The organism is Verrucomicrobiota bacterium (assembly GCA_038744685.1).
In the GTDB taxonomy this organism is placed as follows: Bacteria; Verrucomicrobiota; Verrucomicrobiia; order Opitutales; family Puniceicoccaceae; genus Puniceicoccus.
Map to the genome: position 1 here is coordinate 12,741 of JBCDMB010000009.1, position 15,780 is coordinate 28,520.

The following is a 15,780-nucleotide window of genomic DNA, read 5'->3' on the forward strand; positions in this document are numbered from 1 at the left end:
GAGGATAGGGAACATAACAATTTTTCGGATTCTGTGTAACCGTAAAAAACGTTATAAATTTGTTTATTTCCGACAAAATGAACGCTAAGAGAAGACCAATTCAGCGAATAGCCATCGTGATTTCTGACGTTTTTGTGCGGCGCCTGGCCCCCTCTCTTTCTCCGCTCGTCCGGCAACTGTATGACTTTCGGATCGTCTCCATCCAAAGGTCTTTCGATGAGATCCGCGACATTCTGGATGGAATCAAACCGTCTGGCGTGATCACGGAATGGTTACCCGACAAGACCGAACAGATTCTGGATTTGGAATACCCGTTTGTCGTTCTCGCCACAGATAACGTCTACCCTGACGCCGTTTCTATCGACGTAGATGATATTGCAGTGGGACAAGAGGCAGCGAAGTATTTTCTAAGGTCTGGTGGGACGAGGTTTGGCTACTTGGGAAATGAACTTCCTTACTCCAAACAAAGGCTTGCTGGATTCTCCCGAGAACTACAAGTCAAGGGATTCACAGTTTCTGATTGGGTGGAACCTGACTTTTCTGGTCGCCGTTATTGGGAAGACATTCGAGAGCCAAATGGAGATTTTCTGAATTGGATTCAATCTTTGCCAAAACCAATCTCTTTTTTCGCAGCGCATGACCCATTGGGAAGATTTCTCTGCGAAGCATGCCGAAAGACAAATATCCGCGTTCCAGAAGAAATTTCTGTGGTGGGGGCCAATAATGACCCTTTGGTGGGAGAGCTAAGCTATCCTCCCCTGTCGAGTGTTCGCATTCCGTGGGGCCAAATAGGGAGAAAAGCGGGAGACGCTATGAGCGCCCTGCTGGAAGGGAAAGTCCACGAACCATCTGTCTTGGTGGCTCCTGAAGGAATAGAAGTACGACAATCAAGCGATACGGTCCAAGCTGAAGATCCTGTCATCCGGAAAACTCTTAGGTGGATGAAAATGAATCATCAGGAACCTGTAGGAATTGACGACCTTTGTAGGGACTTGCGGTTAGGACGGCGAATGGTGGAGCGAAGATTCTCAGAACATCTCGGCAGAACCCCTTTCTGGGTCCTTTCCGAGTTTAGGGTTGAGACCGCCAAGACTCTGTTACGGAAAACCGGTGAACCCATGTCGTGGGTAGCGGAGTTGTCCGGACTCAGCGATGCAGAGAGGCTTGCAGTAGTGTTCCGCAGAGTCACAGGGAAAAGACCCTCAGACTTTAGAAAGCAGTTGTAGCGGGAGGCTACTAGTGGCGTCCTCTTCGTAAGATCGAAATGACTAGGTAGAAACCAAGACATCCAGACGCAAGAAACCCGAGCAGTCCGATTGCTGGATAGCCCCAGAGCAAGGGCTGAACACCTGTGGTGATGACAAGGGAGGAGCCGACAATCAAAGCGCCCGTCACTACGCCAACAGTAAGGCGATTCAAAGCGTTTCGAAACGTGTCCTGGAGATCCTCTGTTCCGGTGTGGTTCAGGTTGATCTGAACGTCCTCTTCTTCAAACCTCCGGATTAGCCGTTGAAAGTCAGTCGGAATCTCTTCGAGACTCTTCAAGGCACGCAAGAGAGGCCAGAAGTTCTGGCGAATGATCGTCTTTGGGTTCCAGCGTTCCCTGTTTAGTTTGATCAGGTAAGGTTTAGCGCAGTCCTGAATGTTGAAGTCGGGGTCTAGGCTTTTGGCGGTCTCTTCCACGCACAGAATCGCCTTTGCTAGCAAAGCATAGTCGGGAGGCACGTCGATTCCGTTGGTTCCAAATGTATGGATAAACTCGAGACCGATCTCCCCGATTTCGGTTCCCGCTGGCCCTACTTTTTGACTGCGATTTAGAAGAAGCGTAACTGCTTGTTCGATCTTGCTCCGGTTGATTGGGCGATTGCTGGTTGAGATTCGCTCGGCAACATCAACGACCTTATCGGGGTTGCGGGCGGTAATTCCGGCAAAAAGATCTGCGAGATTATATCGCATCATCCGGGTGATTTGACCTACCTGGCCCCAATCAAGAAGGCAGATCCGATTATCAGGCGTCACCAGCATGTTTCCACTGTGTGGATCGGAATGAAAGAACCCTGCTACGACAATTTGGTGAAATACACTCTCACCACCGATCCGGGCCAACTCTTTCGCCAAATCTGTTCCTGCGGCAAGCTTGTCAGGACTCTGGCCTTCTACCCATTCCGTAATCAGGAGGCGCTTGGTCGTGAATTCTCCGAATACCGCAGGAGCGAAAACCCGCTCGGGGTTCTCATTCATCGTTTGAAAAGTCTCTGCGTTCCGGGCCTCGTTGCGAAAATCCAACTCTTCCTTCACCCTCCGATAGGCTTCATCTACCAAACTGGGTAAGTTGTATGGTCTCAAACCTTCAAACCGGTGGTGGATCTGGCGGGCGAACCATCCGATGATCTCAAAGTCTGCGTTGATCGTCTTTGCGGCGTCTGCTCTTTGCACCTTAACGCATACCCATTCTCCAGATTCTTTGAGCTTGGCGCGATAGACCTGACCGAGAGATCCGGAGGCAACAGGATTCTCTGGAAAATCCTCGAAAACATCTTCGATAGGACGATCCAGTTCTTTCAGGAGAATCGGCTGAATCCTTTTGAGAGGCTGAGGTTCAACTTCGCTTCGAAGCTTTTTGAGCTCTACGAGAAGCGCCTGTGGAAGCTTGTCTGGTCTTGTGCCAACGATCTGGCCGAATTTAACGAAGGTAGGGCCGAGCTCCTCGAGCGCGTTTCTAATTCTCTCATTCGTCGAAAGGTGCGCAACCTTGTCACGGACCAGGTTCTTCAGAAGAAAATTAGGAGTATCGAGCTGAATCAAAAGGTCTTCGAAACCCCACCGGACCAAAATCGCTATGATCTCAGGGGCGCGGACCGCGTTGGACAGAAAATGAAAAGGCTTCATCCCTCTATTGGCGTGGTCTGGTGATCAGCAAACCCGGTCGGTGGGGCACCTCAACCTCGCGCACACAGCAAAAAAGAGTGAGACCCTGGGTGATCAATGGGGATTCCCGACGTCTAGCGATCTCAAATACGATGCTTATGAGTCGCTATCGTTCGGAAACTCCTTGTGCCACTTTCCCTCGAGATCAGTCACCCGTTTTTCCAGCGCTTCAATTTGATCTTGGGTCGCAACCTGGGCGCGGTTCAGCATATCTGTAAAGAGCTTGGAGGCTTCTGATCGAGCCTGCTCAGTCTCCTTTTCTCCAGCCTCAATAATCTTTTTTGTGAGGTCTTTCGCTTCTTCCGAAGACATTTTGCCCTTTTCTACTAGCTCTTGAAGGGAACTTTCTACTTTTTCTTTGGTGACAACGGCAGCGCCGACACCTGCAAACATGGCCTTTTTAACAAGATCAATCATGGAGTGCAGGATAGGCATAAACAGTCCATCTACAATGATAAATGGACTCTTGGATTCTTAGCTGTGACTCTCTATACTATCGGGTAATCGAAGAGGAGAGGTACGTCTTTGTCGGGGCCGGATGTTAGGCCTAGAAGATGAGAAGGGTGTATACAGCAACTGCTAAGAGAATCCGATACCATGCGAAGATACCCAAACCATGTTTCTCCAGATACGAGACCAGCCATTTTACAGATAAAGCGGCAAACACGGTGGCTACCACTATTCCCACCAAGACCGGACCTGGGCTCATCGCTTCGATCATCCATGAACCTTCTTTCAGGGTTTTATAACCGGATGCAGCGGAAAGGGTAATCAGTCCCAAAAGAAAGCTGAACTCTGCCGCTTTTGCTGGAGAAAGCCCCGCAAAATATCCTCCGACAATCGTCATCATCGAGCGACTCATTCCCGGCCACATAGCAACGCATTGTAAGAGTCCGATAAGGAGCGACCGCGAAACGGATAATTCGTGCAGCTCGGGTCCATTTGTATCGATGTGTTTTTTGGCTAGACGTCTCTTGCGCCATCCTTCGACGGCAAACATCAGGAAAGCGCCAACAACGAGAGCATTCACCACGGGCAATGGGCCAAATAGATGTTCATCAATCCATTCCTCAAGCAAGAGTCCGAGAATTACCGCTGGTGCAAAAGCGACCAACAGGTTTCGCAACAGGAGTATTCCGGTCCTACTTCGCCCAAAAACTCCCGCAATTATATCTTGAATCCGTTTCCAATAAATTATGAGAACCGCAAGGATTGCACCTCCTTGAATAATGATCGTGTAGGCATTCGCAGCATCACGCAGCGTCTTGGTCTCTCGGCCTGTTGGAGTATTTACTTCCATGATTGGTTGGTCGCTGTCCAGACCAAGAAGACTGTTGGCTAGGATCAAATGACCCGTGCTGGACACCGGCAAATACTCCGTAAGGCCTTCGACTATCCCCAAAATGATCGCGTCAGTGTAGGTAATCTCGGTGGTTCGGACGGATGATGGATCTTGGGAGGATTCCGTCCCCGCTTCATAACCGTAAGAAACTGAAGAGCAAAGAAGGCTGGCAATGGTGAGAAAAGTCATTTTCCCCCACCAAAACTCACGAATGAAACGGCAGATTAATCTTCTTAGACCACCTCCTGTATTCCCGTTAGATTTCGGACTCAAAATCAGTGGGTCGATATTCGTCTCTCCCGTCAATTTTCGTTAGATCCAGTAGTCGAAATCATCCTCACGACGTTGTTTGCGGAAGATCCGGAAAATGTGTGCGGGGGTAACGTATGGGGTGAGTTTGACGAAATTCCGAACCCCATTCCATAGGTAGTTGGATCGAGGCATTTCGCCATCTCGGCCCGGGAGGAGATCTTGTACGAGGAAAGACTGGGTTTCGTTGATCCCGTATTCATTCAAAGGCAATCGGATCCAGCCGGATTGCTCATTGTAGGGGTCCAAATTGACTACCACTAGGATGATATCGAGACCGCTCGTATCAGCCTTCACAAATGCTATGAGTTGCGGATTATCTGTCTCGATAAATTTAAGATTAAAGGTTCGCTGCAAAGCAGGATGGTCTCGGCGGATATGATTTACCCGGCGGATGATTTCGCAAATGTTCCCAGGTGCAGAGAGATCCCAAGTCTTGATTTCGTATTTCTCTGAGAAGTTATACTCCTCCTTGCCCGAATAGGCTTCATGGACGCACTGCTCGTATGCCGGTCCATACATTCCGTAGTTGGAAGAGAGGGTTGCTGCGAGGATCAACCGCTGGATGAAGGCTTGCTGTCCACCGTATTGAAGAACTTCTGGTAATATGTCGGGTGTGTTTGGCCAGAAATTCGGCCAGAAAGTCCGTTGTCGCTCCAAAAGGCAAAGCTCGTTCATGTAGGATTCAAGCTCTTCCTTCGTGTTGCGCCAGGTAAAATAAGTGTAGCCATGGGTGAAGCCTGATTTACCGAGGCGGTATTTCAGTTTCGGGCGGGTGAAAGCTTCGCTCAGAAAAATTACCTCTGGGTTCTTGCCTTTTATCTCGCGAATGAGCCACCTCCAGAATTCAAATGGTTTTGTATGTGGATTATCGATACGGAAAACCTTTATTCCGCAGCCAATCCAGTGATCGAGGACAGACTTCAACTCTTTCCAGAGACTTCTCCAGTCTTCACACTCAAAATCAAAGGGTATGATGTCTTCGTACTTTTTTGGAGGATTCTCAGCGAACTGTACGGTCCCGTCCGGGCGCCACTTGAACCACTCTGGATGTTCACTGACATAGGGGTGGTCAGGCGAACACTGGAATGCGATATCGAGAGCTACCTCAAGACCCAATTCGCCTGCCTTTGCAATGAACTTCTGAAAATCGTTTAAGCTGCCAAGTGAGGGATGAATGGACTTATGACCACCTTTAGCGGAACCGATCGCCCACGGACTTCCAACATCTGACGGACCAGCATTGAGGGTATTGTTTTTGCCTTTCCTGTGCTTCTGGCCGATCGGATGGATTGGCGGGAGGTAGACGATGTTAAAGCCTAGCGAGGCAACGTGGTGGAGCATGTCCTGCGCCTCGGCAAAAGTTCCATGTTGACCGGGTTTTCTAGACGATGATCTCGGGAAAAACTCATACCAAGCGCTAAAAATTGCGAGCTTCCTCTCTACCCAGATTTCTGAAGAGTGTTGGACGGTTTCGTTCTTGCGGTCCGGGAAACGGCGGGCGATTGCTGATAGTTTTTCTCCAAGGAGAAGCGACACTTTCTCTCCCATGGGCACATCTCCATCGGTGAGAGTTTGGATCGTTTCGTTGAGCGAATTTCGTTCTTCGGCAGGAATTCGTTGCTCAAGAGACTGTAAAAGGGCAACGCCAACAGTGATCTCAACTCCTAGAGTTTGCGCTGAATCTACTTTTTTCTTAAACCCAGACAACCATGAGAAGAACGGGTCGACCCATGCGGCGATGGACAGTTCGTGAATTCCGATAGACTCCGGATAAATCGTGGCTCTCCACTGATCGTTTGGAAAAGGATCCAGCGGGGTTTCGATCCAATTTTCGTCTCCCTGCTTTCGTAATCGGGCAACTGCAAAGATCGTATCGTGTCCATCAGCAAAGACATTCGCTGAAACCACCACTGCCTCCCCAATAACGGATTTGACCGGGAATTCCCCTTGGTCGACAGAAGGTTCGATGGCCTCTATCACCGCACGGCTTGATCCGTGAGAGGGAATTTGTGAGTTGCTCATCGTTACCTACTTGAGAAGAGAGCCGTAGAGGTCGGCGGTTTCTTGGGCGATCGCTTTCCAACTAAAAGTTGATTCGGCCCGTTTCCGGCCGGCATGGGCAAACCTAACGCAGAGCTCATCATCGCTCATGATACGATTGATTGGGCGTGCGAGATCCCGGGAGTAGGAATCGGGGTCGCGAGGATTGAAGGGTGCCTCTTCCTCTTGGGCGAGAGGCACAAGATGGCCCGTTTCTCCGTGGACGACTACTTCGGGAATTCCACCTACGGCCGACGCGACAACGGGTGTTTCACACGCCATGGCTTCAAGGTTAATGATGCCAAATGGTTCGTAGATCGAGGGACAGCAGAAAAGCTTCGCATGTGAATAAATAGAGATCATCTCATCTCGCGGCAGCATTCTTTCGATCCACACAACTTGATTGCGTTCGCGAGAGGCCCGGCTCACTGCCTCTTTCATCTCCGATCCGATTTCAGGAGTGTCGGGAGCTCCAGCACAAAGCACTACTTGAATTCCCGGATCAAAATAGCGAATCGCATTGACCAAATGAATGATACCTTTCTGGCGTGTGATGCGTCCTACGAAGAGGACAAAGGGAGTGTTGGGATCGATACCATTCCTGATCAAGACTTCAGGCGAGTCGACTTTGCGGTACTCGTCTGTATCGATTCCGTTGTAGATCACACGGATCTTGGCGGGATCCACATTGAAATTGCGAAGGACGTCATCACGAGTGCCTCTGGACACCGCTATGATTGCGTCCGCCATCTCAATAGCGGTTTTCTCCACCCACATGGAAAAATCGTATCCACCTCCCAATTGTTCTCGTTTCCATGGACGAAGTGGTTCCAGAGAGTGAATGGTGACCACCAGTGGAATGCCATAGTTGAGTTTCGCAAAGATTCCACCGAGGTGGGTGTACCAAGTGTGACAGTGAACCAGATCGGCATCGATACCAGCTTCATTGAAGCCGAGGCAGCGAGTCGCTGAATCAAAAACTGCGGTCAAGTTTTCGGGGAAATTCGAATTGCCGGAAATTCCTGAAAAACCCCGCACTTTCAAACCCGGTTGTTCAGAACTTTGATCGCCGAAGCATCGGACTTCAACTTCTACTTGATTCGCAAGATGTCGGCTAAGGTAATCGACATGGACACCCGCTCCGCCATAGACATTCGGCGGGTATTCATTGGTGAGGAGAAGGGTTTTCACGAGGTTTCGGGAAGGCTAGCTTTCCGAGTATACTCCAAGCTTTCGAAAACGGTTGTAGCGGTGTTGGATTAAGTTGGCCGGCTTCATCCGAGTCAGCCGGGAAAGATGTTTTAAGAGTGCTGCACGCAGACGGTCCGCCGTTTCTTGGGGCCCAGATTGAGCACCGCCGAATGGCTCCTCGATCACCTCATCGACTACTCCATGCTCCAAAAGGGAATCACTACTTAGTCCGAGAGCCTCGGCGGCTTCGGGAGCAAATTTCCGGTCCTTCCAAAGAATAGCCGCACAGCCTTCGGGAGAGATCACCGAATAGTAGGCATTTTCGAGAATCAGAACCGAATCTGCCAGAGCTACCCCGAGAGCACCTCCCGATCCTCCCTCACCAATCACCACCGCTATGATCGGAACCTCAAAAAGACTCATTTCCCTAATGTTGACTGCGATCGCTTCGGCGACGTGACGCTCTTCGGCACCGATTCCCGGAAACGCCCCAGGGGTGTCTATTAGTGAGATGATCGGCATCCCGAACTTATCGGCCATTCGCATCAGGCGCAGTGCCTTCCTGTATCCTTCGGGGTGAGGACACCCGAAGTTTCGTCGCAAATTGCCTTTTGTATCGCGGCCCTTTTGTTGGCCGATGACCATGACCGGTCTTCCATTAAAGAATGCGGGGCCACCGACAAATGCAGGGTCGTCTTTGAAGAGCCGGTCGCCATGGATCTCCTCGAATCCTTTGAGAAGAAACCCGATATAATCCAACGACGTAGGGCGCTTCGGATGCCGGGCTAATTGAACCTTCTGCCAGACTGTCAGGCCCGAGTAGACTTCGCGCTTTGTTCGCTCAATTTTCCGTTCGATTGCCGAGATTTCCTCCGAAACATCCATGTTGCTCTGCTCGGATGTTTCCTGCAGTTGCCGGAGCTGCGCCTCTAGATCCCGTAATGGCTTTTCAAACTCCAGGGTAAACTCAGAACCTTCCATTAGTCAGAGAAAAGCAATCGGTTAAAGAAGTGTCAATGAGACTAAAATTCATAGAGTTACCGGGTTGGATGGATCTTGGATGTGTCTTGATCGGATGTATGTGACCACTGGTTTTCTTGGGAAATCAGCCTCTTTTTCCCATCCTGCCATAACAATCAAATCTTCCTGAATTCGGCCTAAAATGTGGGGAATTCCAGACGTTCTTCATGACTCTGCGTCAAGTTAGGAACACTATGGGCTGAGTTCGGGGTGGCTGACTCGGTTTCTCGCTCTTGTACTCTATTTAAACGTGTGGATCGCGAAGCCTGAACGAAGCTTTGGTTCAAACCAGGTGCTCTTCGGTGGCATGATTTCGTCTACATCCGCGATCTCCATGAGCTGCTCGATAAGGACTGGGTAGAGGCTAAACGCGATTGCGGCACTGCCTTGATCGACTTTATCTTCGAGAAATTTCGTTCCGCGGATTCCTCCGACAAAATCAATCCTTTCATCGGTCCGGGGATCATTGATTCCGAGAATCGGGTTGAGAATTTTATCCTGGAGCAGGCTAACATCCAGTGACGAAACTACACTCGCTCCATCCTCAGGCTCCAAACGAATACCATGCCACATTCCAGAAAGAAAAAACCGGATTTCGCGCGGCTCGGGTGGAACTCCATCAACGCCGCTACGAACCGGTGCGATACTTGCGATTTGCTGTAGAACCTCCTCCTCAGAAAGACCATTTAAATCCGTGACCAGCCGGTTGTAAGCGAGGATCTTCAGTTCAGACGCTGGAAAGAGAACCGTTAGAAACCAGTTGTAATCCTCTTCTCCAGTATGATGAGGGTTTTCCTCTTTTGCTTCACTCGCGACCCTCGCTGCGCTGGCGGCTCGATGGTGGCCATCTGCAACGTAAAAACTGGGCACGCTTTTGAACGCCTCGACAAACTCGGTTCCCGACGGGATTCTCCAGATGGTGTGGCTAATACCGTCAGGAGCTACCAGGTCATAAATCGGCTTCTCAGTTCTGTGAGCGTCGACAAGCGAATGAATTCTAGAATCATCCTTGAAGGTTAAGAACACGGGCCCGGCATTCGCCCCCATCTCTTTCGTGAGCCGAGTGCGATCGTTCTCCTTCACTGGCCTCGTGCGTTCATGCCGTTTGATTTTTCCTGCAACATACTCGTCAACGTGGCTCAATGCCATGATTCCGGTCTGTTCGTGATCCCCCATTTTCTGGCGATAGAGATACAGGCATGGTTCAGTTTCCCGTATGAGAGCCCCTCTGTTTTGAAGACCTTCGAAATTTTCAACCGCCTTGTTATACACTTCGTCCGCATAGGGATCCTGATTGTCCGGAAAACCGATCTCCGCCCTGACTACATGGAGCATACTGTTGGGCTTACCCTCGGCTAGTTGACGTGCTTCTTCCGTAGAAACAACATCGTAGGGAAGTGATACGACTTCTTCAACGAACTCTGAGGATGGCCGTAAACCTTGAAACGAACGGATGCGCATAAGGTGAGGCTTCTAGCGAGGGAACGTATTCGTTGACGAGGAGTTTTTTTAGTTTGCGATACGAATCCAAATTCGCCCGTAGACTTCGTGGAAAAGCTTTTGCCAATTCCCCCAGGCTTCCGCACTCGGAAGAAAGTCGAGGAAGCCAACCGCTGAATCGTCGACTAGAAAGTCGCAAGGAACGGGTATTGGATCGAGCCCCTCTTTTTTGAATAGCTCAACGGCTCTAGGTAGATGCAAAGCGGACGTTACGAGGTAAATCGTAGCGGGTCCGATTTGTTCAAATGTTCGTCGCGCTTCCTCGGCGGTCGATGTGGGGTCGCTAAATGTGATAATCCGGGATGGGTCAACTCCGAGATCGATAGCAAGAGAAGCCATATCTGTTGACGAAGGGGGTCTTGCCCCAATCTGACCGCCCGTGAAAATGAGAGGGACTGAAGGCATCTGGCGAGCGAGTTGAATTCCCTCTACGCATCTTGCGATCGCTGTAGACCCTAGGCTTTGGGAGGAGGAGCCACCCTCGATATACCGTGTTCCAGCCCCGAGAACGACTATGGGTGCGGATGTTTGTTTTGCCGGGATCGGGCTGGCAGACCCCGATTCCGCGTATCGAAGAAACGGTTTCTGAAATGCGGGGATTGAAAGTAGAAAGAGAAGTGCGAGGCTTCCCAGCAACAGCATAAAGGCTGTCCTCTTTGCTTTTTGGAATAGTAGTAAAACAGCTCCTAGCAGGGCCACCAGCAGGAGAAAGGTTGGTGGGTAAAGGAACGAAGAGATGAGTTTTCGAAGCCAGAATAAAAACACGAGGGCGCTACGTTAGCGTCGATCCCAGGGAAACCGATAGTTTTCTTTTTCTTGGTTCCAAACCTCGTAGGGCTCGAAGATCTTTCCTGGATTAAGGATGTTATTCGGGTCGAGTGCGTTCTTTATTTTTTTCATCGCGCTGATTTCTGCCTCGCTCAATTGCAGGCGAAGAAAAGGAGACTTTGCGAGTCCTACGCCGTGTTCGCCACTGATAGCACCACCGAGTTCAATTACCTCTTCCATGAGCTCGCCCAGACCTTGCCGTGCCCTCTCGGATTCGGCTGAGTCCTCGCGGTGATGCATAATGTTGACGTGTAGGTTTCCATCACCTGCATGCCCAAAAACAGCTACGCTGATCCTATGTTCGTCCCGGATCTTTTGAACCGCATCGATTAGGTCGACTTGTCGATGGAGGGGAACTACGACGTCTTCATTGAGCTTGCTATCGCCCAATTCAAACATTGCCCCAGAACAGGCTCTCCGGATCTCCCAAAGTTCCTCGGCAGATTCCTCATTCGGAGCAGGTCGAAATGCCTCGGCGTGCTTTTGTGCCCATTTCAAAAGTTGGTCGCTTGACCGATCGACCTCCTCGCTGCTCCCGTCTATCTGGATCAGGAGAAGGCTCCTCCCCGGCATGCCCTCAAAAATAGGTCTTTGAAATGAGGCCTCCGCGCCAGTGACGCTGGGTATGTCAAGAAACTCGACAATCGATGGTTCGATTCCACTATTGCAAAGGCTCTGAACCGCCTCTAGAGAGAGCCGCTCGGTTGGGAATGCGGCAATCAGACTCCAGCTAGCCTCGGGTGCGCGGATGAGGCGAAGAGTGGCCTTGGTTACTACTCCGAGGGTTCCTTCGCTTCCGACCCAGAGGTCACGAAGATTGTATCCGGTCGCAAATTTGCGGACATTCCGCCCAAAAGTGACTGCTTCCCCCGTTGGAAGAAAGCCTTCTAGGGCCACTACATAATCCCTCGTCACACCGTATTTCACACACCTCATGCCACCTGCGTTACAGGCTATGTTTCCGCCGACGGTGCAGTATTTAAGTGAAGAGGGATCTGGAGGATAAAATAGCCCCTCTTCGAGGGCCTTCGCTTGCAAGTCTTGCACGATCACACCCGGCTCGGCATGAGCAAATCGGTTGGTTGGGTCTATCGAAAGGTTTCTCAGGTGATCGAGAAGAATCACCCATCCACCGCAGGCTGGGCTTGCAGAGCCGGTAAGCGAACTGCCTGATCCACGGACAGTGATAGGAATGTGATGGTGGTTGGCGAGCCGCAGAATGGTTTGAACCTGATCTGGGTGATCGACCTGGATGTCAGCGTCGTGATCGAACGCGAGACGCATACCATCGAAAGAATTTCGGTAGAGAGACTCCTCATCCGTTCGAACTCGCTCGCCGAGAGCAGAACGTAGATCCTCAAGTGCTGTCTCAGTAGTCATGAGGCAAAGCTACGAACTGCGGAAGGAATCACCACCGCAAAGCGGAAAAATCCCAAAGGATGGAACAGTTTGGCCTTTGAGGGCAGCTGAACGGTTTCGTTGAATTGTTGGCCAAACGTTAGCTTGTCGTCTGTGGGCTTGTTGAGGGGGAGGAGTTCTCTTCTACCTGGCCTAAAACGGTACTGCCAGTGCTACAATCAGTGACTGCTCCCGCCTGATTCCGCCTTCGCCTACGGTAGAATCGTAAGAGTTACGATAAATAACCTTTGGCTCGGCAAAAGGAGTCAGACGTACGGATGCCGAAACCTCGAAGAGTAGGCTGTAGGAACTCGAGTCCGTAGGGTCAAACGAGTAATCGAAGAGCTGGTCAAAGCGGACCAAGTCATTGAATTGGTAGAATGAGTCTTGCTGAAAAGTAAGAAGAGGATCCCAAGTTCCTTCAGAAGACGTTGTATCGAGATAACGGGCACCGGGGCCAAACGCGAGGTCGAGGTCCCAATCCTCCTCGCTAAAGACTCTCCATCCGAAAAGCCCATTGATATCGTTTTGCAGGTCGATCGCCTTCACCCGGTCAACGAGGAACTTGTTGGAGGCCCGTAAAAAATAAGGCTCACGGATATCATAATCATAGGCGGCGTTTAGTCCATATCGGTCTTTGGGCCTACTCACATTTCCATCTTCATCTTTCTTCCGCGTGTAGACATAGAAAGTTTCGGCATTTACCGTATGTTTGCCAGATTCGTATTTTCCTTTGAGCCTGAGATCGACTCCGCTTTGCACGTCAGAAGACTCGGAGTAGTCATAGCCGATAATGATCTCGCCATGGAAACCTTCAGGAAAAATGGCACTAGTGATTTCCTTCCAAAAGTGTTCTGAAACTGTTTCCTCGGGTGCTGGAGGCTCAGGCTCGGGCTCTTTTTCGAGGTCCTTCGCCGTCTCTGCTACGGCGGTTCCAGGAATATCAATGATCCCGAAGATTGGGGATTCCAGTTTAATGCCCGCCGCCGATTCCTCGAGAATTTTGCCGGAAAGCCGATCACCGTTTTTCAGCGTAACTACGTCTGCGTGAAGGAGAGGCACCCTCAGGGTGAGAAGGAGGAGGACTAAGAAAACTTGAGCTTTCATCATTAGGAATCGAACGTGATTTCCCAATCCCCCGTGAGACGCAAGTATGAACTAATCCATCTGCATTGATGTGAATGACTTGTTCAAGGAGTTCATTCGAAGTTCTGCTGTTTCTTGAGAGTCGGTTTAGCTTGCCTGCGCAAAATCTGTATAGCCCTCCGCCCCACCAGTGCCATACCAGACCTGCACCGGTGCATCTTCTGCTAAGGAAAGACCAGACGCGAACCGTTCCACCAAGTCCGGATTGCTAATGTAGGGCCGGCCAAAAGCGATGAGGTCTGCATCACCCGAGGCGATTGCAGTCTCAGCCGTCTCTGCAGTGTATCCGCAATTCCCGATGATTGGACCCGTGAAGACATTGCGAAACTCCTTGAGAGTCATTGGATCTCCGAGCTCGTGAAAACCAAAGGCAAGACCGTCCATTACATGGAGGTAGGCAAGTCCGTACTCGTTGAGTCTTGAGGCCACGTAGGTGAACTGTTCCCGAAAGTCGGGGGAGCCCATGTCATCGAAAGCACCATTGGGTGCGAGACGAACGCCTACCCGGTTCGCCGGAAAAACCTCGAGCACCGCATCAACAATTTCGCGAAGAAAGCGATAACGTTTTTCGATGCTCCCACCGTATTCGTCAGTCCGGTGATTGGTCTTCGATTGAAGGAATTGGTCGATCAGATAGCCATTTGCTGCATGCACTTCAATCCCATCAAACCCAGCAGCCTTGGCTCGCTCCGCCGCGGCTTTGAATAGGCCGACGATGCCAGGAATCTCGCCTGTTTCGAGAGTGCGGGGAACCTCGTAGTTCTGCTTTCCGTTCGGAGTGTGGATTTGATCACCTTCCAGCCGAACCGCGGAGGGGGCGACAGGCTGCTTCCCATCGTTGATTGAGCTATGAGTGGCTCGCCCAGGGTGCCAGATCTGGAGGAAGATCGTTCCCCCTTTTTCGTGAACCGCATCGACGATTCTGCGCCAGCCCTTGATATGCTTACCTTCAAACGCCCCGGGCATCCCCATCCAGGAGATTCCGTCAGCGGCGACGGCGGTTGCTTCGGCGATTACGAGTCCGGCGCTCGCTCTCTGTCCGTAGTACTCGGCCATGAGCTCGTTTGGTGTCCCGTCTGAATCGGCTCGGGTCCGGGTCATCGGTGCAAGGACCACTCGGTTTCGCAGAGAGAGGTCTCCGATTGTTGTGGGCGTGAGAAGTGCTTTTGTGGTCACGGTTCTTTTTGGTTGTAGGTTGGCTCTGTCTTGATCGTCACTGAGCGGTCCAGCCGCCGTCAATTTTCAGGGATTCTCCAGTGATGAAACTGGCGTTGTCTGATGCGAGAAAGACAACCGCATCGGCGATTTCTTTTACTTGTCCCATGCGACCTAGAGGGTGAAGCGCCTTTAGATAATCGCGTTGTTCCCCTTCTTCTCCGGCAAAGCGATCCACCATTGGAGTTTCGATAGCGCCGGGTGAGACTGCGTTGACTCGAATTCCCTGCCCTGCGTATTCAAGTGCCACGGATTTTGTCAGGCCTTCGACGGCGTGTTTAGAGGCAATATAGATACTAACTTGTGCCATACCAATGTGCCCGGCGATGCTGGATGTATTGATGATTGAGCCGCCTCCATTTTTCAGCATGGCGGGGATCTCATGTTTCATTGAATTGAGGACGCCCCACACATTGATGTCGAACGTGTGGCGATAGGCGGCTTCATCTGCGTCTTCAAGAGGGCCAGCCCATTCGACACCGGCGTTGTTAAAAGCGATATCCAGACGTCCGTATTGATCGAGTGTAGTTTCGACTAGGGCTCTGACGTGTTCGTCATCGGTGATGTTGCCTTGGACGAAGATCCCGTCGCCACCTGCCTTTTTCACCAAATCGATGGTTTCGAGGCCTTCAGTTTCCCGGCGACCGGATACGACCACCTTGGCTCCAGCCTTGGAGAGAGAGATGGCGGCTTCGCGGCCAATGCCGCTGGTGCCACCCGTCACGAGTGCGATTTTGTTTTCTAGTGTTATCATTGTAGGTTTTTTCTGGTGCGGCAATTAGCGCCGCGGTTTATCGGTTTGTTGATTGTTTCGTTGAAACACTTGTTCTTCCGGGTTGAAAAGCGCAGTTCTAAAAGGT

At 50.9% G+C, this 15,780-nt stretch carries 13 protein-coding genes; 1 reads left to right on the plus strand and 12 read right to left on the minus strand.

Features of this window, described 5'->3' with window-relative positions; all coding sequences use genetic code 11:
* Positions 1 to 77: 77 nt before the first annotated feature.
* The gene (locus tag AAGJ81_07100; GenBank protein MEM0965896.1) at positions 78 to 1,226 is read left to right on the plus strand and encodes a substrate-binding domain-containing protein; all 1,149 of its coding nucleotides are present in this window, start codon (positions 78 to 80) and stop codon (positions 1,224 to 1,226) included.
* Between the two features lie 10 nt (positions 1,227 to 1,236).
* Here AAGJ81_07100 and AAGJ81_07105 read toward each other — a convergent pair whose 3' ends face one another.
* The 12 genes from AAGJ81_07105 to AAGJ81_07160 all read right to left on the minus strand — a co-directional run bounded on the left by AAGJ81_07105 (position 1,237) and on the right by AAGJ81_07160 (position 15,674).
* Positions 1,237 to 2,889: an AarF/UbiB family protein gene (locus AAGJ81_07105; GenBank protein MEM0965897.1), complete on the minus strand. Its 1,653-nt coding sequence runs from the start codon at positions 2,887 to 2,889 to the stop codon at positions 1,237 to 1,239.
* A 135-nt stretch (positions 2,890 to 3,024) separates the two neighbouring features.
* The gene (locus AAGJ81_07110) at positions 3,025 to 3,363 is read right to left on the minus strand and encodes a hypothetical protein (protein MEM0965898.1); all 339 of its coding nucleotides are present in this window, start codon (positions 3,361 to 3,363) and stop codon (positions 3,025 to 3,027) included.
* Between the two features lie 112 nt (positions 3,364 to 3,475).
* Positions 3,476 to 4,459: an undecaprenyl-diphosphate phosphatase gene (locus AAGJ81_07115; protein ID MEM0965899.1), complete on the minus strand. Its 984-nt coding sequence runs from the start codon at positions 4,457 to 4,459 to the stop codon at positions 3,476 to 3,478.
* Between the two features lie 123 nt (positions 4,460 to 4,582).
* Positions 4,583 to 6,604, minus strand: a complete 2,022-nt coding sequence (locus AAGJ81_07120; protein ID MEM0965900.1) for an alpha-1,4-glucan--maltose-1-phosphate maltosyltransferase — start codon at positions 6,602 to 6,604, stop codon at positions 4,583 to 4,585.
* 6 nt (positions 6,605 to 6,610) lie between these two features.
* Positions 6,611 to 7,813 (minus strand): glycogen synthase, encoded by a 1,203-nt coding sequence (gene glgA / locus AAGJ81_07125; protein ID MEM0965901.1) that lies wholly within the window; start codon positions 7,811 to 7,813, stop codon positions 6,611 to 6,613.
* A gap of 15 nt (positions 7,814 to 7,828) precedes the next feature.
* The gene (locus tag AAGJ81_07130; protein ID MEM0965902.1) at positions 7,829 to 8,794 is read right to left on the minus strand and encodes an acetyl-CoA carboxylase carboxyltransferase subunit alpha; all 966 of its coding nucleotides are present in this window, start codon (positions 8,792 to 8,794) and stop codon (positions 7,829 to 7,831) included.
* 279 nt (positions 8,795 to 9,073) lie between these two features.
* On the minus strand, positions 9,074 to 10,294 hold the full coding sequence (locus AAGJ81_07135) for a DUF1015 family protein (protein ID MEM0965903.1): 1,221 nt from the start codon (positions 10,292 to 10,294) through the stop codon (positions 9,074 to 9,076).
* A 48-nt stretch (positions 10,295 to 10,342) separates the two neighbouring features.
* Positions 10,343 to 11,032: a YdcF family protein gene (locus AAGJ81_07140; protein ID MEM0965904.1), complete on the minus strand. Its 690-nt coding sequence runs from the start codon at positions 11,030 to 11,032 to the stop codon at positions 10,343 to 10,345.
* 78 nt (positions 11,033 to 11,110) lie between these two features.
* A complete protein-coding gene (locus AAGJ81_07145) occupies positions 11,111 to 12,541 on the minus strand; it encodes an FAD-linked oxidase C-terminal domain-containing protein (protein ID MEM0965905.1) in 1,431 nt (476 codons plus the stop codon).
* Positions 12,542 to 12,712: 171 nt separating this feature from the next.
* Positions 12,713 to 13,669 carry a DUF481 domain-containing protein gene (locus AAGJ81_07150; GenBank protein ID MEM0965906.1) on the minus strand — a complete coding sequence of 319 codons (957 nt, stop codon included), beginning with the start codon at positions 13,667 to 13,669 and terminating at the stop codon, positions 12,713 to 12,715.
* 123 nt (positions 13,670 to 13,792) lie between these two features.
* Positions 13,793 to 14,881 (minus strand): alkene reductase, encoded by a 1,089-nt coding sequence (locus AAGJ81_07155; protein MEM0965907.1) that lies wholly within the window; start codon positions 14,879 to 14,881, stop codon positions 13,793 to 13,795.
* Positions 14,882 to 14,918: 37 nt separating this feature from the next.
* On the minus strand, positions 14,919 to 15,674 hold the full coding sequence (locus AAGJ81_07160; protein MEM0965908.1) for a glucose 1-dehydrogenase: 756 nt from the start codon (positions 15,672 to 15,674) through the stop codon (positions 14,919 to 14,921).
* Positions 15,675 to 15,780 lie beyond the last annotated feature (106 nt).

Excerpts from the sequence above, each read along its gene's own strand:
- AAGJ81_07100 (MEM0965896.1), top strand. The coding sequence starts at position 78 with ATGAACGCTAAGAGAAGACCAATTCAGCGAATAGCCATCGTGATTTCT.
- AAGJ81_07105 (MEM0965897.1), bottom strand. The coding sequence starts at position 2,889 with ATGAAGCCTTTTCATTTTCTGTCCAACGCGGTCCGCGCCCCTGAGATC.
- AAGJ81_07110 (MEM0965898.1), bottom strand. The coding sequence starts at position 3,363 with ATGCCTATCCTGCACTCCATGATTGATCTTGTTAAAAAGGCCATGTTT.
- AAGJ81_07115 (MEM0965899.1), bottom strand. The coding sequence starts at position 4,459 with ATGACTTTTCTCACCATTGCCAGCCTTCTTTGCTCTTCAGTTTCTTAC.
- AAGJ81_07120 (MEM0965900.1), bottom strand. The coding sequence starts at position 6,604 with ATGAGCAACTCACAAATTCCCTCTCACGGATCAAGCCGTGCGGTGATA.
- AAGJ81_07130 (MEM0965902.1), bottom strand. The coding sequence starts at position 8,794 with ATGGAAGGTTCTGAGTTTACCCTGGAGTTTGAAAAGCCATTACGGGAT.
- AAGJ81_07135 (MEM0965903.1), bottom strand. The coding sequence starts at position 10,294 with ATGCGCATCCGTTCGTTTCAAGGTTTACGGCCATCCTCAGAGTTCGTT.
- AAGJ81_07145 (MEM0965905.1), bottom strand. The coding sequence starts at position 12,541 with ATGACTACTGAGACAGCACTTGAGGATCTACGTTCTGCTCTCGGCGAG.
- AAGJ81_07150 (MEM0965906.1), bottom strand. The coding sequence starts at position 13,669 with ATGATGAAAGCTCAAGTTTTCTTAGTCCTCCTCCTTCTCACCCTGAGG.
- AAGJ81_07160 (MEM0965908.1), bottom strand. The coding sequence starts at position 15,674 with ATGATAACACTAGAAAACAAAATCGCACTCGTGACGGGTGGCACCAGC.